We start from the raw sequence: 23,004 nt of genomic DNA, 5'->3' as shown, positions 1-23,004 counted from the left end.
CGCCCGCCTCCTGCTCCTTCAGCATCCCTATGATCTGTTCCTCTGTGAACCGTGAGGCTCGCATCGTCCGTCTCCATGATCGACGGACTCTACCTAAATCTGGACGAGGATCAGGGGCTCACGTCAGCGCCCATTCCTCGGCATCCTTGCGGCGCAGGAACGTCTCGTTGACGTACTGCCCCTTCCGACGGATCTGGGCTCTCCAGGAGCCGGATTTTAGTTTAGTGAGGGTAGCCAATCCGTGTGCGCTCCGTGTGCACTCACGCGTCGAAAAATCGGAAATTGGGGCGTATCGTGGCGAAAAATCGAGTGCACACGACGCGACCCAACTCCTTGAAGTTACAAAAATAATGTCTAAAAATCAATCATTTAGATTTTCCACGGCCCCCATGATGGATTGGACGGACCGGCATTGCCGGGCCTTCCATCGCACCTTCTCGCGCCATGCGCTGCTCTATACGGAGATGGTGACGGCACCGGCCGTGATCCATGGCGACCGGGCGCGGCTGCTCGGGTTTTCGGAGGTCGAGCATCCGGTGGCCGTGCAACTCGGCGGCAGTGATCCGGCGCTTTTGGCGCAGGCGGCGCGGATCTGCGCCGATTTCGGCTATGACGAGATCAACCTCAACGTGGGCTGCCCCTCCGACCGGGTTCAGGGCGGCAATTTCGGCGCCTGCCTCATGCGGGAGCCGCAGGTGGTGGCCGAGTGCGTCGCCGCCATGAAGGGCGCCGTCACCCTCCCCGTCACCGTGAAATGCCGCATCGGCGTGGACGACCAGGACCCCGAGGAAGCCCTCGACACCCTGGCCGACGCCGTGCTGGCGGCCGGTTGCGACGGGCTTATCGTCCATGCCCGCAAGGCGTGGCTGAACGGCCTTTCCCCGCGCGAGAACCGGGACATCCCGCCCCTCGACTATGACCGCGTGCGCCGCCTGAAGGCCCGCCTGCCGCATGTGCCGGTGGCGCTCAACGGCGGCCTCGAAAGCCTCGCGCAGGGGCTCGCCGAGGCGGATGGGCTCGACGGCATCATGTTCGGCCGTGCCGCCTATCACACGCCGGAACTGCTGGCGGATGTGGACCCCACCCTTCACGGCGTCCCGGCCCCGCACGAGGATACGTTCGCGGCCATCGAGGCGTTCGAGCCCTATATCGCCCGCCACCTCGAAGCCGGTGGCCGGCTGTCGGACATCACCCGCCACATGCTGGGCCTGTTCGGCGGCAAGAAGGGCGCGCGCATCTTCCGCCGCCGCCTCTCCACCGAGGCCATCATCCCCGGCGCCGGGCTTGAGGTGCTGCGCGGCGCTGTGGACGAGGTGCGCCGTCGCGACCTGCAGGCGGCCTGACGAGGCGGCAATTCCTGCGGAGTTGCGTGAATAGCGCAGCTCTCGCCGGCGTCATGCGGCCGGCACAGTGGACATATGCCGAATTCCGGGCCACTCCTCGTCGCCTATCCGCCCGCAAGCCTTCGGTTCCTCATGTTTTCCAACGTTCCCGTGCAGGAGCTCGTCCTGCTCGTCGCCGCCATGCTGGCCGGTGGCCTGCTCACGGGCCTGCTCGCCGGCCTCTTCGGCATTGGTGGCGGCGGCGTCATCGTGCCGGTGCTGTACGAGGTCTTCGGCTTCCTCGGGGTGGACGACAGCGTGCGGATGCAATTGTGCGTCGGCACCTCCCTCGCCATCATCATCCCCACCGCCATGGCCTCCCACCGCACCCACATCGCCAAGGGCGCATCGCTGCCCGGCGTGCTGGCGAAATGGCGCATCCCGGCCATCATCGGCATCATAGCGGGCAGCGCCATCGCGGCGGTGGCGGCGGGCTGGGTGCTGCAGGCGGTGTTCGTGGCGGTGGTGTCGTTGCTCGGCCTGAAGAGCCTCATCGGCCGCAACGACATCCGTATCTCCGACCACCTGCCCTCTTCCGCGGTGATGCGCTTCTACGGCTTCTTTATCGGCCTCGCGTCGTCCCTGGTGGGCATCTCGGGTGGGGGCATCTCCACCAACATCCTGCTGCTCTACGGTGTGCCGATCCACGCCGCCGTCGCCACCTCGGCCGGCATCGGCGTCATCATCCCCATTCCGGGCGTGATCGGCTATGCCATCGCCGGCTGGCCGCACCTCTCCGAGCTGCCGCCCCTGTCCATCGGCTATGTCTCGGTGATCGGCTTCCTGTGCATCGCCCCGGTGGCGACGCTGGTGGCGCCCTATGGGGCGAGGCTCGCGCACCGGCTGAGCCGCCGCCATCTGGAGATCGGCTTCGGCCTGTTCCTGCTGCTGATCGGCGCGCGCTTCCTCATCGCCATCATAAAAGGCTGAGGCGGCGCCTCACCAGCGGTGGGTGAAGCCGGCGGTGATGCTCTTGTTCAGCGTCGAGCCCGTGTCGGCCACGGAGGTGGTCACCGTGAGGTCCGGCGCGAGCTGCTGCTGGGCGCTCACGGTGGGCAGAAGCTGGGACGAATTGCTCGTCGCCTTGGTCGAGACGGCGAAGGTGGTGCCCATGTCCGTCAGCTTGAGGCTGAGCGACTTGTCCGTCTCCCACGCCTGCGACCCGGCCTTCACCTGATAGGTATCCGCCAGCGTCGCCGCGAGGCCGCTGGTCAGGGGAATGGTGCGCTCGAAGGTGGTGGCGAGCTTGCTCGCCGCATCGTTGGGATCGACGGAGACGTTCAACGTGCCCTTCTCCCACACCATCCAGTCCGGCAGGCGGGAGACGGTGACCTTCGCATAGGCGGTGCCGCCGAGGCCGTCCGCGCTCTGGCCAACGGTGGGCGCCACGCTCGATCCGGTGGCGGAGAGGTCGAGGCCGACCACCGCGCCATAATCCTGCACGGGCGTCGAATAGGTGAGAGAGGTCGAGCCGTCGGCCTTCAGGGCCGTCTTCGCCTCCGTCCCGTCGGCAAGCGCCGGCGCGGCGGCGAAGAGCGGAGACAGCAGCGCCGGCAGAAGCGCGGAGCGCGTAAGGGGGCGGCGGATCGCCATGGGTCTCGACCTCCCGGGGCAGAGGGTGGGGCACCGGAACGGGGACCGCGCACGCGGCTACCGTTCCTCTCGGCTTGCTTGGTCGAGGATGGATGGGGAGAAGTTAAGGCGGAATTGTTGCACTGCGGCGTCGTCCCCATCATGCGCGCGCCGCATGGCTTTTGCGCCACACGCGCGCCGGGCCGCCTTGCCGCCGGGCCAGCCGCGTCCTAATCCCCGCGCGGGAGGATGATAATGACACAGCCGGATCTTTCGAGCGCGACCCTCGATCTGCTCACCCGCATCGCCGGGGCGCTGGAGCGCCTGGCGCCGCCTGCGGTGCCCACACCGGATTTCGAGGCGGCCGACGCCTTCGTCTGGCACACCGACCCGATCCGCTTCGAGCCTGTGCCGCGGGTGAACCGGGTGGAAATGGACCTCTTGCAGGGCATCGACCGGGTGCGCGACCAGCTCGTGGAGAACACCGAGCGCTTCGCCCGTGGCCTGCCGGCCAACAATGCGCTGCTCTGGGGCGCGCGGGGCATGGGGAAAAGCTCGCTGGTGAAGGCCTCCCACGCCGCCATCAACCGGTCTCTGGCCGATGATGGCGCGCGCCTGAAGCTGGTGGAGATTCATCGCGAGGACATCGAGACCCTGCCTGCCCTGATGGGGCTGGTGCGCGGCTCCCATCACCGCTTCATTGTCTTCTGCGACGATCTCTCGTTCGATTCCGACGACACCTCCTACAAGTCGCTGAAGGCGGTGCTGGAAGGCGGCATCGAGGGGCGGCCGGACAATGTGATCTTCTACGCCACGTCCAACCGTCGCCACCTGCTGCCGCGCGACATGATGGACAACGAGCGCTGCACCGCCATCAATCCCGGCGAGGCGGTGGAGGAGAAGGTCTCCCTCTCCGACCGGTTCGGCCTGTGGCTCGGCTTCCACAAGTGCAGCCAGGACGAATACCTCGCCATGGTCGCCGCCTATGTGGAGCACCACGGCATTCCGGCGACGGAGGAGGAGTGGCGGCCGAAGGCGCTCGAATGGGCCACCACCCGTGGCGCCCGTTCCGGCCGCACGGCCTACCAGTTCGTGCAGGACCTCGCCGGACGACTGGGCGTGGCGCTGAAGGCGGCGTAAGGCGGCGGCCTGCGTCGGACGACCTCTGCCGTGCCCCCTCTCCCCTTGCGGGAGAGGGGAGCCTCCACCTCACCCCTCGGCGATCACCGCCAGGAATTGCTGGCCGTATCGCATCAGCTTGGCCTCGCCGATGCCGGAGATCATGCCCAGCGCCTTCATGGAGGTGGGCTTCAGCTCGGCGATGGCCATCAAGGTGGTGTCGTGGAAGATGACGTAGGGCGGCACGCCCTGCGCCCGCGCCAGCTCCAGCCTGAGTTTCTTCAATTTCTGGAACAGCGCCTCGTCCGCCGGATCGGCCAGAGCGGCGGAGGGGCCGCGTCCGCCGCCGGTGACGCGGGCGGCGCGGGGGCGCGCCTCGGCCTTCAGTTCCACCCGCTCCTCGCCGCGCAGCACGGGGCGGCATTTCTCGGTGAGGCCGAGGCTGCCGTGGCCCTCCACGTCCACCCAGAGATAGCCCATGGCCACCAGCTGGCGGACCACGGCCCGCCATTCATCGCGCGAGAAATTGCCGCCGATGCCGAAGGTGGAGAGCTTGTCGTGGCCGAACTTGGTCACCTTGTCGTTGGCCTCGCCGCGTAGCACGTCGATGACATGGCCGGCGCCGAACCGCTCCCCGGTGCGGTAGACGCAGGAGAGCAGCTTCTGCGCCGCCTCGGTGCCGTCGAAGGTGCGGGGCGGATCGAGGCAGGTATCGCAATTGCCGCACGGCTGCGGCAGGTCTTCCTCGAAATATTTCAGCAGCACCTGCCGCCGGCAGGAGGCGGTCTCGGCGAGCCCCAGCAGCGCATCGAGCTTGCTTCGCTCCACGCGCTTTCGCGCCTCGGGAGCATCCGAGCCGTCCACGAACTGGATGAGCTTGGCCACATCCTCCACGCCGTAGAGCAGCAGCGTCTCGGAGGGCAGGCCGTCGCGGCCGGCGCGGCCGGTTTCCTGATAATAGGCCTCGATGCTCTTCGGCAGGTCGAGATGGACGACGAAACGCACGTCCGGCTTGTCGATGCCCATGCCGAAGGCGATTGTCGCCACCATCACCACGCCTTCCTCCTTCAAGAAGCGGTCCTGGTGGCGGGCGCGGGTGTCGGCGTCGAGGCCGGCATGGTAGGGCAGCGCCGTGCGGCCCTCGGTGGAGAGCATCTCGGCGGTCGCCTCCACCTTCGCCCGGCTCATGCAATAGATGATGCCCGCCTCGCCATCATGGGCGTCGAGGAAGGCCTTCAGCTGCACGCGGGGATTGGCCTTCGGCGCGATGCGGTAGCGGATGTTCGGCCGGTCGAAGGAGGACAGGAACACCTGCCCCTCCTCCAGATTGAGCCGCTCCACGATCTCCCGGCGGGTCGGCCCATCCGCCGTGGCGGTGAGCGCCATGCGCGGCACGCCGGGATAGCGCTCGTGCAGGATGGTAAGCTGGCGATATTCGGGCCGGAAATCATGCCCCCATTGGGAGACGCAATGGGCCTCGTCGATGGCGAACAGCGAGATGCGCGCGCCGTCCAGCAGATGGAGGAAGCCGTCCGTCAGCAGCCGCTCGGGCGCCACATAGAGGAGGTCGAGGTCGCCCATGGCGAGCGCCCGCTCCACCTGCCGCCCCTCGCCCGGAGCAAGCGAGGAATTGAGCATGGCCGCCTTCACGCCGAGCTGGCGCAGCGCCTGCACCTGGTCGTGCATCAGCGCGATGAGCGGCGAGACCACGATGCCCGTGCCCGGCCGCACGAGGGCCGGCACCTGATAGCACAGGGATTTTCCGCCGCCCGTGGGCATGAGCACGAGGGCATCGCCCCCAGCAACCACATGCTCCACGATATCCCGCTGCCGCCCGCGGAACGCCTCGTAGCCAAAGACGTGGCGCAGGACCTCGAGCGGAGCGGAATCATGAAGGGTAGCGGGCATGGGGCCTTATAGCCCCCTGCCCCCGCCGGGCAATGCGGGATGGAGCCGCGCTGCCTATCGACGTCCTGCGGCCAGCAGCAGGGCCGCACCGCCGACGAGGATGCCGGCGGACACGCGGTCCGCCACCAGCGTGAAGCGGCCCTTCAGCGCGGCGCGCGCCTTGTCTGCCACCACCGCCCACAGCATGTCGCCCACCAGTGCGATGACCGCGAAGATCGCCGCCAGAAGCGCGATCTGCGGCACGGGATCAGCCGTGTTGGTGACGAATTGCGGTAGGAACGCCGCGTGGAACAGGAGCGTCTTGGGATTGGCGAAGGCCACCGCGAGCCCGCGTCCGAAGGCGGCATGGGCGGAAGGTGTGGGCACATCCACCGCCTTGCCGGCACTGCGCCACTGCATCACCGCAAGCCAAACGAGGTAGGCGGCACCGGCATAGCGCACGAGATCGAAGTGGCGGGAGAAGGCCTCCACCACATAAGCGAGGCCCCCCGCCACCAGCGCCAATTGGGCGATGAGGCCCACATTGACGCCCATGGCGGTGAGAATGCCCGCCTGTCGCCCATGCTTGAGGCTGGTGCCGACGATGAGCGCCACGTTCGGCCCCGGCGTCGCCCCCAGGGCGATGCAGGCGAGCACGAACAGGGCGAGGCTTTCGGCCGAGATCATGACTTGCGCTCCTCCGGCCGAAGGCCCCCGCTCGCGGATCAGGCCGCCGGCGTGTCGTCTCCGGCGGCTTCCGCGCCGCCTTCGCCCGCCTCGCCCTCGGCGCCGGTGTCCTCGCTGATGTGCTCCACCGAGACCACGCGCTCGCCTTCCGCCGTGTCGAACACGATGACGCCCTGGCTGGCGCGGCCGACGATGCGGATGCCATCCACGGGGCAGCGGATGAGCTGGCCGCCGTCGGTGACGAGCATGATCTGGTCCGCATCCTCCACGGGGAAGGAGGCGACGAGGCGGCCGTTGCGCTCGTTCACCGCCATGGCGACGATGCCCTTACCGCCGCGCCCGGTGACACGATATTCGTAGGACGAGGTGCGCTTGCCGTAGCCGTTCTCGGACACGGTGAGGATGAACTGCTCCTTCGCGCCCATCTCGGCGTAGCGCTCCTGGCTGAGCTGGCCGGAGCCGCTCGCGCCCTCCTCCTGCTCCACCTCGGCGCTCTCGCCCGCCTCGCCGCGCAGGGCGCGGCGCATCTTGATGTAGGCGAGCCGCTGCTCGGCATCGGCATCCACATGGCGGATGATGGCCATGGAGATGACGCTGTCGCCATCCTCCAGCCGGATGCCGCGCACGCCCACGCTGTCGCGCCCCTTGAACAGGCGCACCTCGGTGGCGGGGAAGCGGATGCAGGCGCCGGCCGCCGTGGTCAGCAGCACGTCGTCCTCCTCCGTGCACAGGCCGACATCCGCGATGGCCTCGCCCTCGGCGAGCTTCATGGCGATCTTGCCGTTGCGGTTCACCTGCTGGAAATCGGTGAGCGCATTGCGCCGCACGGTGCCGCCGGTGGTGGCGAACATGATCTGCAGGCGCTGGTTCTCGCCCTCGTCCTCCGGCAGGAGAACGACGGAGGTGATGCGCTCGTCCTGTTCCAGCGGCAGGATGTTGATGAGGGCCTTGCCGCGGGCCTGCGGCGCCGCCAGCGGCAGGCGCCACACCTTCATCTTGTAGACCTGCCCCTTGGAGGAGAAGAACAGCACCGGCGCGTGGGTCGAGGCCACGAACAGGCGGGTGACGAAATCCTCGTCCCGCGTCTGCATGGCCGAGCGGCCCTTGCCGCCGCGCCGCTGCGCCCGATAGGTAGAGAGCGGCACGCGCTTGATGTAGCCGGCGTGGGAAACGGTGACGACCATTTCCTCGCGCTGGATCAGATCCTCGTCTTCCAGATCGCCGAAGCCCTCGACGATCTCGGTCTTCCGGGGCGTGCCAAACTCCGCCTTGATGGCGAGAAGCTCGTCCCGGATGATCGCGCGCATGCGCGGCCGGCTGGCGAGGATTTCGAGATAATCGGCGATCTCGGCGGCGAGCTTGTCCAGTTCGTCGGCAATTTCATCGCGGCCGAGGGCGGTGAGCCGCTGGAGCCTGAGGTCGAGGATGGCACGGGCCTGCACCTCGGAGAGGCGATAGGTGCCGTCCTCCTTCAGCTTGTGGCGCGGATCGGCGATGAGGGCGATGAGCGGCGCCATGTCCTTGGCCGGCCAGTCGCGGCCCATCAGGGACTCGCGAGCGCTCGCCGGGTCCGGCGCGGTGCGGATGAGGCGGATCACCTCGTCGATGTTGGCGACGGCGATGGCGAGGCCCACCAACACGTGGGCGCGGTCGCGCGCCTTGCGCAGCAGGAATTTGGTGCGCCGGCTGATGACCTCCTCGCGGAAGGCGATGAAGGCGGTCAGCACGTCGTGCAGGGTGAGCAGGCCCGGCTTGCCGCCGGAGAGCGCCACCATGTTCACGCCGAAGGAGGTCTGCAGCAGCGTGAGCCGGTAGAGGTTGTTCAGCACCACGTCGGCCTGGGCGTCGCGCTTGATCTCGATGACCACGCGCATGCCGTCGCGATCGCTCTCGTCGCGGATCTCGGAGATGCCCTCCACCCGCTTGTCGCGCACCAGCTCCGCGATCTTCTCGATCATCGTCGCCTTGTTCACCTGATAGGGAATCTCGGTGACGATGAGGGCTTCGCGGTCCTTGCGGATGTTCTCGATGGCAACTTTCGCGCGCATCAGGATGGAGCCGCGCCCGGTGAGATAGGCCTGGCGGATGCCGGTGCGTCCGAGGATCAGCGCGCCGGTGGGGAAGTCCGGGCCAGGCAGCAGATCGAGCAGCGCCTCGGGCTCCAGCAGCGGATCGTCCAGCAGCGCGACGGTGACGTCGATGATCTCGCCGAGGTTGTGCGGCGGGATGTTGGTGGCCATGCCGACCGCGATGCCGCCGGCGCCATTGACCAGGAGGTTCGGGAACTTGGCCGGGAGAACGGTCGGCTCCCGCTCGGAATTGTCGTAATTCTCCTGAAAATCGACGGTTTCCTTGTCGAGGTCGTCGAGAAGGGTGTTGGTCACCTTCTCGAGGCGCACCTCGGTGTATCGCATGGCCGCCGGGGCATCGCCGTCCACCGAGCCGAAATTGCCCTGGCCGTCCACCAGCGGGAGCCGCATGGCGAAGGTCTGGGCCATGCGCACCAGCGCGTCATAGACCGACTGGTCGCCGTGGGGATGGTATTTACCGATCACGTCGCCGACCACGCGGGCCGACTTGCGGTACTGCTTGTTCCACTCGTACCCGTTCTCGTGCATGGAGAACAGGATGCGCCGATGCACGGGCTTGAGGCCGTCGCGCACGTCGGGCAGGGCCCGGGCGACGATGACGCTCATGGCATAATCGAGATAGGAGCGGGACAGCTCCTCCGTGATGGAAACGGGCCGGATGTCGGACGGCGGCTCGCCACCAGTCTTCGGCGTTTCGGAATCGGCCAAAAGTCAGCACTCGCATGGATTGGTGAGGTGCTTCCTTCTATCCGATTCACCCCTGCGACGCCAGCAAAACCCCTCTGGCGGACGTAAATTTATACTATACAAATCAAGGGGTTATGCGGACCATCTCGCAGGTCTCCGGACAATTTGTCGGTTTTGCGTCAGATGGGCCCTCGAACGCCGCCTGAAGCGGCCGGAAACAGGGCCTGCGACGGCACAACAAAAGCCCGCCCGCGCCATGCGCAGGCGGCGACTTTCCGTGAGCCGACCGGCACCAAAGCGGGGACGGCCAGCACCAAGACCGGCCACGTCGCCCCGCCCTCAAAGCCGAAGACGCACCTCAGAACGGAATTTCGTCGTCGAGATCGGCCGCAGGGCGTCCACCACCCGAACCGCCGCCCATTCCGCCGCCAGCCGGTGCCGGACGGCGACCGCCGCCGGAACCGCCGCCGCTGTAGCCGCCGAAGCTGCCGCCTCCGCCGCCCATGGGGCTGGCCGAGCCGAAATCGGAGCCGCCGCCATATTCGTCCGCGCCGGAGCCGGCGCCGCCGCCCTCACGGCCGTCGAGCAGGGTCAGCTCGCCGCGATAGGGGCGCAGCACAACCTCGGTGGTGTAGGTCTCGCGGCCATCCTTCTCATATTTGCGGGTCTCGAGCTGGCCCTCGATGTAGACCTTGGAGCCCTTCTTCAGGAAGCGCTCGGCCACGCCGACCAGGTTCTCGTTGAAGATCACCACGCGGTGCCACTCGGTGCGCTCGCGCCGCTCACCGGAGGCCTTGTCGCGCCAGTTCTCGGAGGTGGCGATGGACAGGTTGCAGACGCGGCCGCCGTTCTGGAACGACTTGACCTCCGGGTCGCGGCCCAGATTGCCGACCAGGATCACCTTGTTGACGCTGCCGGCCATCCCGCTCTCCCTCGTGCCGTGTTCCGCCGTTCCGCAGGCCGCCATTGCGACGCGCCGCGAATCCCGCACCCTACCGTCCCCGCCGGGTCATGCGACCCCCGACGCGGCTTTATCCCCATGATGAACCGCCGCTGGCCGCCGTGCGTAACAGCTCATGGCTTAAATGTTCACGTTGTGTTCCTAGCTGACTTCCCCCAGACTGGCAAGAGCATCGGCGCGCTCGATCCGAGTCGCCCCGCTCTTTTTGGGTGGCGCCCTTCGGAGTTCGTATTATGTTCTCTTCCGCATCGCACAAGGTTCACTACATTTCCGAGAGTTCATGAGCACGTTCCCCGGCGCGCTGCGCGGCTTTCCGGCCGCTGGCGTGCTCGCCGCTGCAAGGGCGGCACGATCGTTTCTCAGGCCCCGACCCCTTTTTGCGCCGCAGGCGCCAGCGGATGTCCATGTCTGATCGCGCAGCCTCCCCGCGTCCCATCCCGCGCCGCGATGCCCGTACCCTCTCGGTGCGCGGCGCGCGCGAGCACAATCTCAAGAACGTGGACCTCGAAATCCCCCGCGACAGTCTGGTGGTGTTCACCGGCCTGTCCGGCTCGGGCAAAAGCTCTCTGGCCTTCGACACCATCTATGCGGAAGGCCAGCGGCGCTATGTGGAAAGCCTCTCCGCCTACGCCCGCCAGTTCCTGGAGATGATGCAGAAGCCGGACGTGGACCAGATCGACGGTCTCTCGCCGGCCATTTCCATCGAACAGAAGACCACCTCGAAGAATCCACGCTCCACGGTCGGCACCGTCACCGAGATCTACGACTACATGCGCCTTCTGTGGGCGCGCACCGGCGTGCCCTATTCCCCGGCCACGGGCCTGCCCATCGAGAGCCAGACCGTCTCGCAGATGGTGGACCGCACCCTCGCGCTGCCGGAAGGCACCCGTCTCTTCCTGCTCGCGCCGGTGGTGCGCGGGCGCAAGGGCGAGTACCGCAAGGAACTCGCCGAGTGGATGAAGAAGGGCTTCCAGCGGGTCAAGGTCGACGGCACCTTCCACGAGATCGCCGAGGCGCCGGCCCTCGACAAGAAGTTCAAGCACGACATCGACGTGGTGGTGGACCGCATCGTGGTGCGCGCGGACCTCGCCCAGCGGCTCGCCGACAGCTTCGAGACCGCGCTCGGCCTCGCCGACGGGATCGCCGTGGCCGAGTTCGCCGACGAGAAGGACGCGGCGGGCGATCCGCGGCGCATCATCTTTTCCGAGAAGTTCGCCTGCCCGGTGTCCGGCTTCACGATTTCCGAGATCGAGCCGCGGCTGTTCTCCTTCAACAATCCCTTCGGCGCCTGCCCGGCCTGCGACGGCCTCGGCGTGGAGCAGACCATCGACCCGGACCTCGTGGTGCCGGACAAGGCCCGCTCGCTGAAGCAGGGCGCCATCGCGCCATGGGCCAAGTCCACCTCACCCTATTACGGGCAGACGCTGGATGCGCTGGCGAAGCACTACCACTTCAAGCTGAACGTGCCCTTCGCCGATCTGCCGGAGCAGGCGCGGGACGTCCTCCTCTTCGGCTCTGGGACCGAGAAGATCACCTTCCACTATGACGACGGCATGCGCGCCTACGAGACCTCGAAGACCTTCGAGGGCGTGGTGCGCAACCTCGACCGGCGCTGGAAGGAGACCGACAGCGACTGGGCGCGGGAGGAGATTTCCAAATATTTCTCCACTGTTCCCTGCAAGGTCTGCAACGGCTACCGGCTGAAGCCCGAGGCGCTGGCGGTGAAGATCGCCGGGCGGCACATCGGCGAGATCGGCGAGCTCTCGGTGCGCGCCGCGGCCGGATGGTTCGAGAGCCTGCCCGCCCAGCTCACCGACAAGCAGAACGAGATCGCCGGCCGCATCCTGAAGGAGATCCGCGAGCGGCTGCGCTTCCTCTTGGACGTGGGGCTGGAATACCTGACGCTCGCGCGGTCCTCGGGCACGCTTTCCGGCGGCGAGAGCCAGCGCATCCGCCTCGCCTCGCAGATCGGCTCCGGCCTCACCGGCGTGCTGTACGTGCTGGACGAGCCTTCCATCGGCCTGCACCAGCGGGACAACGAGCGGCTGCTCGGCACGCTCAAGCACCTGCGCGACCTCGGCAACACGGTGATCGTGGTGGAGCACGACGAGGACGCCATCCTCGCCGCCGACCATGTGGTGGACGTGGGGCCGGGCGCGGGCATTCACGGCGGGGAGATCGTGGCGCAGGGCACGCCGGCGGAAATCCTCGCCAATCCGGCGTCGCTCACCGGCCGCTATCTCACCGGCGAGTTGAGTGTGGGCGTTCCGGCGCGACGCAAGCCGAACCCCAAGCGCATGCTCAAGCTCTCGGGCGCGCGCGGCAACAATCTGAAGAACGTGACGGCGGAAATCCCGCTCGGCCTGTTCACCTGCATCACCGGCGTGTCCGGCGGCGGCAAGTCCACGCTGCTCATCGATACGCTCTACAAGGCGGTCGCGCGCCGGCTGAACGGCGCCTCGGAGGCCCCTGCCCCGTTCGACAAGCTGGAGGGGCTGGAACACCTCGACAAGGTCATCGACATCGACCAGTCGCCGATTGGCCGGACGCCTCGGTCCAACCCGGCGACCTATACCGGCGCCTTCACGCCCATCCGCGAGTGGTTCGCCGGCCTGCCGGAGGCCAAGGCACGAGGCTATGGCGCCGGGCGCTTCTCCTTCAACGTGAAGGGCGGGCGGTGCGAGGCCTGCCAGGGCGACGGCGTCATCAAGATCGAGATGCACTTTCTGCCGGACGTGTACGTCACCTGCGACGTCTGCAAGGGCAAGCGCTACAATCGTGAGACGCTGGAAGTCACCTTCAAGAACAAGTCCATCGCCGACGTGCTCGACATGACGGTGGAAGAGGGCGCGCAATTCTTCAAGGCGGTGCCCTCCGTGCGCGAGAAACTGGAGACGCTGCACCGCGTCGGCCTCGACTACGTGAAGGTCGGCCAGCAGGCGACCACGCTCTCGGGCGGCGAGGCGCAGCGGGTGAAGCTCTCCAAGGAGCTGTCGCGGCGGGCCACCGGACGCACCCTCTACATCCTGGACGAGCCCACCACCGGCCTGCACTTCCACGACGTGAAGAAGCTGCTGGAAGTGCTGCACGAACTCGTGGAGCAGGGCAATTCGGTGGTGGTGATCGAGCACAATCTCGAAGTCATCAAGACCGCCGACTGGATCCTCGACCTCGGACCCGAAGGCGGCGACGGCGGCGGCGAGATCGTGGTGGCCGGCACGCCCGAGACGGTGGCGCGCGACAAGCGCTCCCACACCGGCCACTTCCTCGCCGAGGTGCTGGCCCGCCGTCCGTTCGCGGACAGCCGGAAGGCGCTTGCCGATAAGGTCGCTGAAAAGGAAGCCAAGCCGGCCGGGGCCGCGCGCGGGAAAGCCGCGCGCCGTCCGACCGCCGGGGAGGAGGCCGAGGACGGAGCGCCGGCCTCCGTGGCGGACGCCCCTGCCGTCGTGATGGAAGAAGCCGCCTCGGCGGAAGCCTCCGATGCGCCGCGTGTCGCGCGCGGACGCCGGCGTCGGCAGGCCGCCGAGTAGGAAGGGCTCCCGCGCCTTTCGCCCGCCGGCTCAGGCCGAGCGGGCGGCGCCTGGGCGCATGCGGCGGCGGAGCAGGCGACCGATGCCGTAGGTCCACATCAGCTGTGCCCGGGCCCGCACGCTCAGGTGTCGGGCGGTCGCCTGCGGTACGAACCACGCATTGTGGCCGGTGCGCCGGACGAGATGATAATTGCCCTGGCGCATCACGGCGCAGGTCTCGCCGAACCGCTCACGGTCGTCCACCACCACCAGCTTCGGCTGGAAGCGGCTGAGCGTCACGCCCTTCAGGACGTCGGGCTCTGCCCCCTCCACATCCACCGAGAGGAAGTCGATGGTGGAGAGGCCGGCGCCCTCAAGAACGGAGTCGAGGGTCGCGGCCGGCACCTCGATCACCATGTCCTCCGGCCGCACCTTGCGCGGATTGAAGACGATGGTGCTGCTGCCCCGGCGTTCCAGCAGGGCCACGCGACCAGTCCCGGCCGCCGCGGGTGCGACACAGGCGCACTGAACCACCTGGGCCTGACGCGCGCGACGCAGGTTCTCGGCGAATTCCGGTACCGGCTCAACCAGCAGGCCCGTCCAGCCGGTGAGTTCCAGATGCAGCGTCTGGCTCTGAAAGACCGGGTCGTACGCCCCCACCTCCACAAAGACCCCGGTCGGCCCGAGGAAGCGGGACGTCAGTCCGCGTTCTTCCTGAGCAGTATAGATCGCCTGCCCGGTGAGACCGGTGGCGTTTGCCATGTTCATTGCATGCCCCCATGCGACTTACGCACACGCAGCGCACCATCACGGATGGCGCGCCGAGAGGGCCCCCGCCCGCTCAAGTTGGATATAGCATTCGGGCGGCAGATGAGTACCGCCCATAACGCGTGCTCGCTCAAGGACCTGCAATGCAGCATTGCAACACGCTCCTTCAGGTTAACGAGCAGTAGCTCGCTCCATGCACGGGTTGCATTGCTGCAATGCATCGACGCTTCTATGGCGATGCAGCATGAGGGCATATGTTGCTGTCAGCAAGTGGAGTCGCCGCAAGGTGGACCCGCAAGAGGAGAAGTAACATGTTGCTCTGGGGTATCCTGGCTCGCCAGTTCCGCCGCTGGCAGGTCTACAACCGCACGGTTGCCGAGCTGTCCAGCCTCGACGATCGTTCTCTCGCCGACATCAACGTGTCGCGCAGCGAAATCCGGGCCGTCGCCCGCCACGCTTCGGCTGCCGCCTGATTTCAGGCGCCGCTGCCATGGCTGAGCCGGCCTTCGGGCCGGCACCGGAGAGTGGTCCCTCAGGGGACCATTTTCGTTTTTGGGCCCGCTCCACGGGCGCGACAGGCGCTGAGGGTTGAAGTCCCGGCGGCGCGTGTGGCACACCGCTTGTCCCGCCGGGTGCCCCCGATTGCCGGCGGCACACTGGAGCCGCGATGCCTGACACTTTTTGGCCCGACCGTCCGAATGGCGATAATGTCGCACCCGTCCATGTGGTCGGCGGAGGGCTCGCGGGCTCGGAGGCGAGCTGGCAGCTGGCCACGCGGGGCATTCCCGTGGTGCTTCACGAGATGCGGCCCGTGCGCGGCACCGAGGCGCACCTCACCGACGGCCTCGCCGAGCTCGTCTGCTCCAATTCTTTCCGCTCGGATGATCCGCAGGGCAATGCGGTCGGCGTGCTCCATGCGGAGATGCGCCGCGCCGGCTCGCTGATCCTCAAGGCGGCGGATGCCGATCAGGTGCCGGCCGGCGGCGCGCTGGCGGTGGACCGGGAGGGCTTCTCCCGCGCCGTCACCGCCGCACTGGAGCAGCACCCGCTCATCGAGATCCGTCGCGAGGAGATCACTGGCCTGCCCCCGGCCGAGTGGGACAACGTGATCCTCGCCACCGGCCCCCTCACCTCCCCGGCTCTGGCCGAGGCCATCCTCGGCCTCACCGGCGAAAGCGCCCTCGCCTTCTTCGATGCCATCGCGCCCATCGTGCATTTCGACAGCATCGACATGGGCAAGGCCTGGTTCCAGTCGCGCTACGACAAGGCGGGGCCGGGCGGCACGGGCGCGGACTACATCAACTGCCCCATGGACGAGGCGCAGTACAACGCCTTCGTCGACGCACTGATCGCCGGCGACAAGGCGCCGCTGCGCGACTTCGAGGCCAAGACGCCCTATTTCGACGGCTGCCTACCCATCGAGGTGATGGCCGAGCGCGGCCGCGAGACTCTGCGCTTCGGCCCCATGAAGCCGGTGGGCCTCACCAATCCCCACGCGCCTGATGTGAAGGCCTATGCCATCGTCCAGCTGCGGCAGGACAACAAGCTGGGCACGCTCTACAACATGGTGGGCTTCCAGACGAAGCTGCGCCATGGCGAGCAGGCCCGCGTGTTCCGCACCATCCCGGGGCTGGAGAACGCGGAGTTCGCCCGGCTCGGCGGCCTCCACCGCAACACCTATCTCAATTCCCCGCGCCTGCTGGATGGCACGCTGCGCCTGAAGGCCGATCCGCGCCTGCGCTTCGCCGGCCAGATCACCGGCTGCGAGGGCTATGTTGAGAGCGCGGCGGTCGGCCTCATGGCCGGGCGCTTCGCCGCCGCCGAGCGGCTTGGGCTGGACGCGCCGCTGCCGCCGCTCACCACGGCCCACGGGGCGCTGCTCGCCCACATCACCGGCGGGCATATCGAGGCGGAGGCCGAGGGCGGCCCCCGGTCCTTTCAGCCCATGAACGTGAATTTCGGCCTGTTCCCCCCGCTCACCGAAGCCCCCAAGGGCGAGGCCGGCAAGCGCCTGCGCGGGGCGGAGAAGACCCTCGCCAAGAAGAAGGCGCTCGCCGCACGGGCGCTCGCCGACATCATGGGCTGGCTCGACAGCCCGCCAGAGGCGGCTTAAGAGGCCCGGATGCCGCGCCAGTCCGTCACGCCGCCGCCTTTGGAATATGATGCCGACCCGGCCCGCTTCGCCGTGGACACGGTGCTGAAGCGCGATGTCTTCTCCACCGTGGAGCGCGGCACCTGGACCGACCGCCATGGCCGGGAATGGCCCGCCGTGCGCCGGCGCTGGAACGACGTCTCGCTGTGGTTCGCGCCCATCGCATACCAGCTCGCCGCCCACGAGATTCACGCGCTGGAGAAGGTGACGCGCACCGGCGTCACCACCCCGCTGCTCGCCGTCGGCAAGCGCTTCCTGGTGCGCGGCTGGATCGACGGGGCGCCGCTGCAGATCGCCCGGCCGGCCGGCGACATGCACTTCTTCCACTCCGCGCGCGCCGCGCTGCTGACGCTGCACCGCGCCGGCTACGTCCATAACGACCTCGCCAAGCAGCAGAACTGGCTGCGCGGGGCGGACGGCGAGGCGTGGCTGATGGATTTTCAGCTGGCCCTGCCCTTCAGCCGGCGGTCCAAGCTCGGCCGCGTGCTGGCCTATGAGGACCTGCGCCACCTCCTCAAGCACAAGCGCACCTATTGCCCAGACCGGCTCACGCCGCGCGAGAAGAAGGTGCTGGCCACCAAGAGCCTGCCCACCCGCGTGTGGATGGCCACCGGCAAGAAGGTCTACCGCTTCGTCACGCGGCGGCTGATGTCCTATTCCGACACCGAGGGCCGCGGCCCGAGGGTGACGCAGGTGGGGCCGCGCATCGCCGAAGCCCTCGCCAGCCATCCGGCGGTGGCGGAGGTGCACATGTCGGACTTCCAGACGCTGGGCGGCAAGGTGGGCCTCTACGCCTTCGTCGCGTCTTCCACGCCAGTGACGGCGGATGCCCTGCGCGCCCATCTCGCGACCGCCCTGCCCGACCGGCCCCACCTCGATCACCTCCAGATCGTCGCAGCCCTGCCCAAGGGCCCGGACGGGGCGGTGCGCGACGACCTGCTGCTGCTGATTGCCCGCAACCAGATCGAGATGCTGGACCAACTCGCCGGTTCCGAGGCCGTGCGCCTTCAGGTGGCGGAGATCGCCCGCGGCCGGCTCAACCTCACCGATCGCATCACCCGGCCCGCCGCCTGACGAAAGTTGTGCGGCGCGGGCCCTACACGGCCCATTGATTAAACGGACAACCGTTTTATTCTAGGCCCTGCTTCCTGGCGGCGGCCACGACCGCGCATGAGAATCCGGGGAGCGAGGGAGGATGTGACCATGCTGCCGAACGCCCCCGGGGGTTTCGATTTCGACCTCGGCGAAACCGCCGACATGCTGCGCGACACCGTGCGAAACTTCTCCCAGGCCGAGATCGCCCCGCGCGCCGCCGAGATCGACAAGACCAACCTTTTCCCTCGCGACCTGTGGCCCAAGCTCGGCGCGCTGGGCCTGCTCGGCGTCACGGCGGAGGAGGAATACGGCGGCTCCGGCCTCGGCTATCTCGAGCACGTCATCGCCATGGAGGAGATTTCCCGCGCCTCCGCCTCGGTGGGCCTCTCCTATGGCGCGCACTCCAATCTCTGCGTCAACCAGATCAGCCGCAACGGCACGCCGGAGCAGAAGGCGAAGTACCTGCCCAAGCTCATCTCCGGCGAGCATGTGGGCGCGCTCGCCATGTCCGAGCCGGGCGCGGGCTCGGATGTCGTCTCCATGCGCACCCGCGCGGAGAAGAAGGGCGACCGCTACGTCCTCAACGGCTCCAAGATGTGGATCACCAACGGCCCCATCGCCGAGACGCTGGTGGTCTATGCCAAGACCGACCCCGCCGCCGGCCCGAAGGGCATGACGGCCTTCCTCGTGGAGAAGGGCTTCAAGGGTTTCTCCACCGCCCAGAAGCTGGACAAGCTGGGCATGCGGGGCTCCGACACCGGCGAGCTGGTGTTCGAGGATTGCGAAGTGCCGGAGGAGAACGTGCTGGGCGCCGTGGGCAAGGGCGTCAACGTGCTCATGAGCGGGCTCGACTATGAGCGCGCGGTGCTGGCGGGCGGCCCCACCGGCATCATGCAGGCCTGCATGGACGTGGTGCTGCCCTATGTCCACGAGCGCAAGCAATTCGGCCAGCCCATCGGCACCTTCCAGCTGATGCAGGGCAAGATCGCCGACATGTACGTGACCATGAACGCCACCAAGGCCTACGTCTACGCCGTCGCCAAGGCCTGCGACCGCGGCGCCACCACCCGCGAGGATGCGGCTGGCGCCATTCTCTACGCGGCGGAAAAGGCCACCTGGATGGCGCTCGAAGCCATCCAGACCCTCGGCGGCAACGGCTATATCAACGATTATCCCACCGGCCGCCTGCTGCGCGACGCCAAGCTCTACGAGATCGGTGCCGGCACCAGCGAAATCCGGCGGATGCTCATCGGCCGCCAGCTTTTCGACAAGACCGCCTGATACCATCGCCGCGGCGAAGCTCCCGTCAGCGTGTCTGGCGGGAGGTCGACCGGCGGATTATCGTAGGGGCGGGTCTGCGCACCACGACGCCCCACGGTCGCGCGCTCGGCGGCGGAAGCAACGGCTCCCGTCGCCTGTCGAAGTGACGAACCGAAGGATGGAATGCCATGAAGAAGATCATTCTGGCCGCTACCGCTCTCTCTCTGGCTCTGGCCCCCGCCGCCGCTTTCGCGCAGGGCGTGGTGAAGGGGGCCGAGCAGGGCGCCAATGCCGGCGCTTCGGCCGGTGACAAGGCGGCTGGCCCGGTGGGCGCCGGCGTCGGCGGCACGGTCGGCGGTGTGGGCGGTGCGGTCGCGGGCGGTGTCGCCGGCGGCGTCAAGGGCACCGGCACCGGCGCCGAGAAGGGCGCGAAGGAAGGCGAGAAGGCTGCCGGCCCCGTGGGCGCGGTGGTCGGTGGCGCGGTCGGCGCAGTCGGCGGCGCCGTGGGCGGCGTCATCGGCGTCAAGTGACCGCGCGTGACGTGATCGCCAATTGATTGAATGAGAGGCCGGCGCGGGGCATCCCCTGCGCCGGCCTTTCTTTTGTGCTCAGTCCGGTTCGCCGTAGCCGCCGCGCGGCCAGAAGGGCAGCCGCGCCAGCGCGTTGAGCAGGTAGGCGTACATCCCCTGCCCCGGTGCGACGAGACTGATGAGCACCGAGAGAATCGCGGTCGCGATGAACAGCGGCAGCACCCCGCCGGCGGCACTGCGCAGCGATCGGTGGCGCGGCTCCACGTCCAGATAGCGGATGGCGATAGTCAGCACGGCCAGCATGGTCATGTTGCCCGCATAGACCACCACCGCCGGCGCCAGCCCGCCATAGCGTCCCACCAGCCCCGACGAGAACGGCACGGTGGTGACGAAGAACAGGAACAGCAGCGCAAGGCGCACCGTGTGCCGGTCCACGGTCTCGCTGGAGGGCCGGATCTCGATGCCGCTGCGCCAGAAGGCACCGAGCACGAAGAAGGAAATCACATACGTCAGCATCTGGTGCGACAGCGAGACCAGATGCGCCGCAAGCTCGGCCGCCGAGGTGAGCGGAAGATCGTCCGGCAGGCGGATATCCAGCACCAGCAGGGTCATGGCGAAGGCGAAAATGCCGTCGCTCAGGGCGTCCACGCGCGCCTTGGGGAAGAGGCTCCTGCCGCTGGGTTGCATGCTAGGTGCTCCGGGCCGCCGGCGTGACACATGCGGAAACTCGACCGGGCGGAACGGTCGTCATCGGGCGTCTCACCCGCCGCAACGCCCCAGGATGGCCCCGAAATGCGCGTGTCGGCATCATTTGCGCCAATGACATTTTGCCATTATTGAAACAATCACAACGCGTAGGCGTAAGATAATCCTCTTATCATGTGAGCATGTAGCACGATACCGACAGGAGTTCTCTGGTCGATACGATTGCTGAACATTTTTGGGCAGCCAAGATGAGCCGGCGGTTGACCTGGGCGTTGGTCGTTCTTGCAACCGTTATCGGCACGGTGGTGCCGCTCGCGCCGACCCTCTACGTTTCATGGCGGCTTGCTCTTTCCGCGCAGCAAGAACAACTCGATGCCTATGCATTGCGTGTCCTTGATCATATCGACGCGGTCTACGCCAACGCCGAGTCTGCGCTGCGGACCATTGCTGCGACGCCGTTTCCGCCCTGCTCGCCACAGCAGATTAGCGCCATGTTGCAGATCACCGAAGAGGCGCTGTCTGTTGTCAACATCGGCTATGGCTCGGGAGACGTGGTCGAGTGCAATTCGTGGGGGCCTCTGACCTACAGGTTGGAGCGAGCCCAGACCCAGGTCGAGCAGCCGGATGGCATCGGCCTCAGCCTGAACTGGCGGCCGACAAATTTCGGCACGGACCGGGCGCTCCTCATCCTGCGCCTCCATGGCTACAGCGTGCTCGTGGACCAGCGGCAGTTCTTCAATGCGTGGGAGACCCCGAACCCGTACACGATCTCGGGCGTCCGCACCCGCGGCGGCCTGCCCATCTATGCGAGCTATCGTGACCAGGACCGGCCCGCGCCGCCCGAGGCAGGGGATGCGAGCGTCGAGAAGGTCTCGCGCAACTGGGCGGTGACCGTCCGTCAGCCGCGCATCACATTCCAGGAACATTTGCAGGCCAATCGGGCGGTCCTCCTGCCCCTTTCGGCCGCGATCGCGCTGCTGTCGGCCGCATCCGGGCTTCTGGTGCTGCGCCAGCAGCGCTCTCCCCGCGGCGAGCTGACGAGGGCGCTGAAGAACGGCGAACTGGTCGCGCACTATCAGCCCATCATCGAACTGGCCACGGGGCGCTGCATCGGCGCCGAGGCGCTCGTGCGCTGGCCACGTGCGGACGGCAGCCAGACGCCACCGGACATGTTCATCCCCCTCGCCGAGGAAACCGGCCTGATCGGGCGCGTGACCGACCGGATGCTCGCCGCAGTCGTCGAGGATCTCGGCGATCTGCTGCGCAATGATCCACACGCGCATGTCAGCATCAACCTCAGCGCCGCCGACATCACCACCGGGCGCATCCTGCCGGTGCTGGAGCGCGTGCTGGATGGCTCCGGCATTCAGCCAAGGCAGATATGGCTCGAAGCGACGGAGCGCAGCTTCATCGATGTGGCCGGGGCACGCACCACGCTCCTGGAGCTGCGCCGCCGCGGTCACAGGACCGCCATCGACGATTTCGGCACCGGATATTCCGGCCTCAACTACGTCCAGAACCTGCCGATTGATCTTCTGAAGATCGACCGATCCTTCATCACCGCCATCAATACAGAGGCGCCCACGCGCGACGTGACCCCCTATATCATCGCCATGGGGCACGAACTGAAACTGCAGATCATCGCCGAGGGTGTGGAGACCGAGAACCAGGCCGAATACCTGCGGGCCCAGGGCGTGAGCTTCGCCCAGGGCTGGCTTTACTCGAAGGCCCTTCCGGCCGCCGCATTTATCGTCTTCTGGGCAGCCAGACGTCGATAGGGCCGGCCACGCTCACCCCGTGATGGAGGCCAGCGCCCGCTTCAGCATCACCTTCGCCAGCTGCGCCCGGTATTCGGCGCTGCCGTGCAGGTCGCTCATGAGGTTGGACGGATCGAGCGCGAGGCCCGACACTGCCTGAACCGAGAAATCGGAGGAGAGAATGTCTCCCGCCTCGGTCCACAGGAACACGCCGGACTGCCCGGCCCCTGTCACCGCCACCCGGACCTCGGCCGCTGTCTTCGCCACGAACACGCCAGCCATGGCATAGCGCGAGGCCGGGTTGCGGAACTTGGCGTAGCCGGCCTTCTCCACCTTGGGGAAGTCCACGCGGGTGATGATCTCCCCCTCCTTCAGCGCCGTCTCGAACAGGCCGCGGAAGAAATCGGACGCGCCGATGGAGCGGCGGTCCGTCACCACGGTGGCGTTGAGCGCGAGCACGGCGGCGGGATAGTCGGCGGTCGGGTCGTCATTGGCGAGGGAACCGCCGATGGTGCCCCGGTTGCGCACCGCCACGTCGCCGATCATGCCGGCAAGGTCAGCCAGCGCCGGAATGGCGGCCCGCACCAGTTCGGAAGCGGCGACATCCGCATGGCGGGTCATGGCGCCGATGGAGACGCCTTCCGTGGTTGCGCAGATGCCGGACAGCTCCGGGATGCGGGAGAGGTCCACCAGCGCGGTCGGCTGGGCGAGGCGCTGCTTCAGGGTCGGCAGCAGGGTCTGCCCGCCGGCCAGCGCCTTGGCCTCCGGATCGGCGGAGAGGATTGCGGCGGCGGCGGCGATGGCGTCGGGACGCTGATAGTCGAAGGCGTACATGGCGTCCTC

At 67.6% G+C, this 23,004-nt stretch carries 18 protein-coding genes; 10 read left to right on the top strand and 8 right to left on the bottom strand.

Going from position 1 to position 23,004, the window contains the following annotated elements; translation table 11 throughout:
• The first annotated feature begins 350 nt into the window (after positions 1 to 350).
• Positions 351 to 1,343, top strand: a complete 993-nt coding sequence (gene dusA, locus EJ105_RS23965) for a tRNA dihydrouridine(20/20a) synthase DusA (protein WP_284145620.1) — start codon at positions 351 to 353, stop codon at positions 1,341 to 1,343.
• 150 nt (positions 1,344 to 1,493) lie between these two features.
• Positions 1,494 to 2,312 (top strand): sulfite exporter TauE/SafE family protein, encoded by an 819-nt coding sequence (locus EJ105_RS23960; RefSeq protein ID WP_347881343.1) that lies wholly within the window; start codon positions 1,494 to 1,496, stop codon positions 2,310 to 2,312.
• Positions 2,313 to 2,321: 9 nt separating this feature from the next.
• Here the strand turns inward: EJ105_RS23960 and EJ105_RS23955 are convergent, their stop codons facing one another.
• Positions 2,322 to 2,975, bottom strand: coding sequence for a hypothetical protein (locus EJ105_RS23955; protein WP_250168296.1), 654 nt, complete (start codon positions 2,973 to 2,975; stop codon positions 2,322 to 2,324).
• A 234-nt stretch (positions 2,976 to 3,209) separates the two neighbouring features.
• On the opposite strand from EJ105_RS23955, the gene EJ105_RS23950 reads away from it, so the two are divergent.
• On the top strand, positions 3,210 to 4,094 hold the full coding sequence (locus EJ105_RS23950) for an ATP-binding protein (protein ID WP_250168295.1): 885 nt from the start codon (positions 3,210 to 3,212) through the stop codon (positions 4,092 to 4,094).
• Between the two features lie 69 nt (positions 4,095 to 4,163).
• Here the strand turns inward: EJ105_RS23950 and recQ are convergent, their stop codons facing one another.
• From recQ to ssb, 4 genes are all read right to left on the bottom strand, one after another.
• Positions 4,164 to 5,981, bottom strand: coding sequence for a DNA helicase RecQ (recQ, locus tag EJ105_RS23945; RefSeq protein WP_250168294.1), 1,818 nt, complete (start codon positions 5,979 to 5,981; stop codon positions 4,164 to 4,166).
• 54 nt (positions 5,982 to 6,035) lie between these two features.
• A complete protein-coding gene (locus tag EJ105_RS23940; RefSeq protein ID WP_250168293.1) occupies positions 6,036 to 6,647 on the bottom strand; it encodes a LysE family translocator in 612 nt (203 codons plus the stop codon).
• A gap of 38 nt (positions 6,648 to 6,685) precedes the next feature.
• Complete coding sequence (gene gyrA / locus EJ105_RS23935) at positions 6,686 to 9,445, bottom strand: DNA gyrase subunit A (RefSeq protein ID WP_250168292.1); 2,760 nt, start codon at positions 9,443 to 9,445, stop codon at positions 6,686 to 6,688.
• Positions 9,446 to 9,782: 337 nt separating this feature from the next.
• The gene (gene ssb, locus EJ105_RS23930) at positions 9,783 to 10,346 is read right to left on the bottom strand and encodes a single-stranded DNA-binding protein (protein WP_250168291.1); all 564 of its coding nucleotides are present in this window, start codon (positions 10,344 to 10,346) and stop codon (positions 9,783 to 9,785) included.
• Positions 10,347 to 10,789: 443 nt separating this feature from the next.
• On the opposite strand from ssb, the gene uvrA reads away from it, so the two are divergent.
• The gene (uvrA, locus tag EJ105_RS23925) at positions 10,790 to 13,915 is read left to right on the top strand and encodes an excinuclease ABC subunit UvrA (RefSeq protein WP_250168300.1); all 3,126 of its coding nucleotides are present in this window, start codon (positions 10,790 to 10,792) and stop codon (positions 13,913 to 13,915) included.
• Between the two features lie 30 nt (positions 13,916 to 13,945).
• On the opposite strand, the gene EJ105_RS23920 is transcribed toward uvrA, so the two are convergent.
• Positions 13,946 to 14,662 carry an FkbM family methyltransferase gene (locus EJ105_RS23920; protein WP_250168290.1) on the bottom strand — a complete coding sequence of 239 codons (717 nt, stop codon included), beginning with the start codon at positions 14,660 to 14,662 and terminating at the stop codon, positions 13,946 to 13,948.
• Positions 14,663 to 14,973: 311 nt separating this feature from the next.
• On the opposite strand from EJ105_RS23920, the gene EJ105_RS23915 reads away from it, so the two are divergent.
• The 5 genes from EJ105_RS23915 (at position 14,974) to EJ105_RS23895 (ending at position 19,699) form a co-directional block, all read left to right on the top strand.
• Positions 14,974 to 15,135: a DUF1127 domain-containing protein gene (locus EJ105_RS23915; protein WP_081762634.1), complete on the top strand. Its 162-nt coding sequence runs from the start codon at positions 14,974 to 14,976 to the stop codon at positions 15,133 to 15,135.
• A gap of 194 nt (positions 15,136 to 15,329) precedes the next feature.
• Positions 15,330 to 16,775, top strand: a complete 1,446-nt coding sequence (trmFO, locus tag EJ105_RS23910) for a methylenetetrahydrofolate--tRNA-(uracil(54)-C(5))-methyltransferase (FADH(2)-oxidizing) TrmFO (RefSeq protein WP_250168289.1) — start codon at positions 15,330 to 15,332, stop codon at positions 16,773 to 16,775.
• Between the two features lie 9 nt (positions 16,776 to 16,784).
• Positions 16,785 to 17,888: a serine/threonine protein kinase gene (locus EJ105_RS23905; protein WP_250168288.1), complete on the top strand. Its 1,104-nt coding sequence runs from the start codon at positions 16,785 to 16,787 to the stop codon at positions 17,886 to 17,888.
• 129 nt (positions 17,889 to 18,017) lie between these two features.
• Complete coding sequence (locus EJ105_RS23900; protein WP_250168287.1) at positions 18,018 to 19,190, top strand: isovaleryl-CoA dehydrogenase; 1,173 nt, start codon at positions 18,018 to 18,020, stop codon at positions 19,188 to 19,190.
• A 167-nt stretch (positions 19,191 to 19,357) separates the two neighbouring features.
• The gene (locus tag EJ105_RS23895; protein ID WP_197023024.1) at positions 19,358 to 19,699 is read left to right on the top strand and encodes a hypothetical protein; all 342 of its coding nucleotides are present in this window, start codon (positions 19,358 to 19,360) and stop codon (positions 19,697 to 19,699) included.
• Between the two features lie 78 nt (positions 19,700 to 19,777).
• Here the strand turns inward: EJ105_RS23895 and EJ105_RS23890 are convergent, their stop codons facing one another.
• Complete coding sequence (locus tag EJ105_RS23890) at positions 19,778 to 20,386, bottom strand: TMEM175 family protein (RefSeq protein ID WP_250168286.1); 609 nt, start codon at positions 20,384 to 20,386, stop codon at positions 19,778 to 19,780.
• 266 nt (positions 20,387 to 20,652) lie between these two features.
• On the opposite strand from EJ105_RS23890, the gene EJ105_RS23885 reads away from it, so the two are divergent.
• Positions 20,653 to 22,182, top strand: a complete 1,530-nt coding sequence (locus EJ105_RS23885) for an EAL domain-containing protein (protein WP_250168285.1) — start codon at positions 20,653 to 20,655, stop codon at positions 22,180 to 22,182.
• A gap of 12 nt (positions 22,183 to 22,194) precedes the next feature.
• Here EJ105_RS23885 and EJ105_RS23880 read toward each other — a convergent pair whose 3' ends face one another.
• Positions 22,195 to 22,995, bottom strand: coding sequence for an FAD binding domain-containing protein (locus tag EJ105_RS23880; RefSeq protein ID WP_250168284.1), 801 nt, complete (start codon positions 22,993 to 22,995; stop codon positions 22,195 to 22,197).
• Between the last annotated feature and the right edge of the window lie 9 nt (positions 22,996 to 23,004).

Origin of the sequence: Xanthobacter aminoxidans (assembly GCF_023571765.1) — a bacterium.
Lineage (GTDB): Bacteria > Pseudomonadota > Alphaproteobacteria > Rhizobiales > Xanthobacteraceae > Xanthobacter > Xanthobacter aminoxidans.
This window is presented reverse-complemented; position numbering and strand designations above follow the sequence as displayed.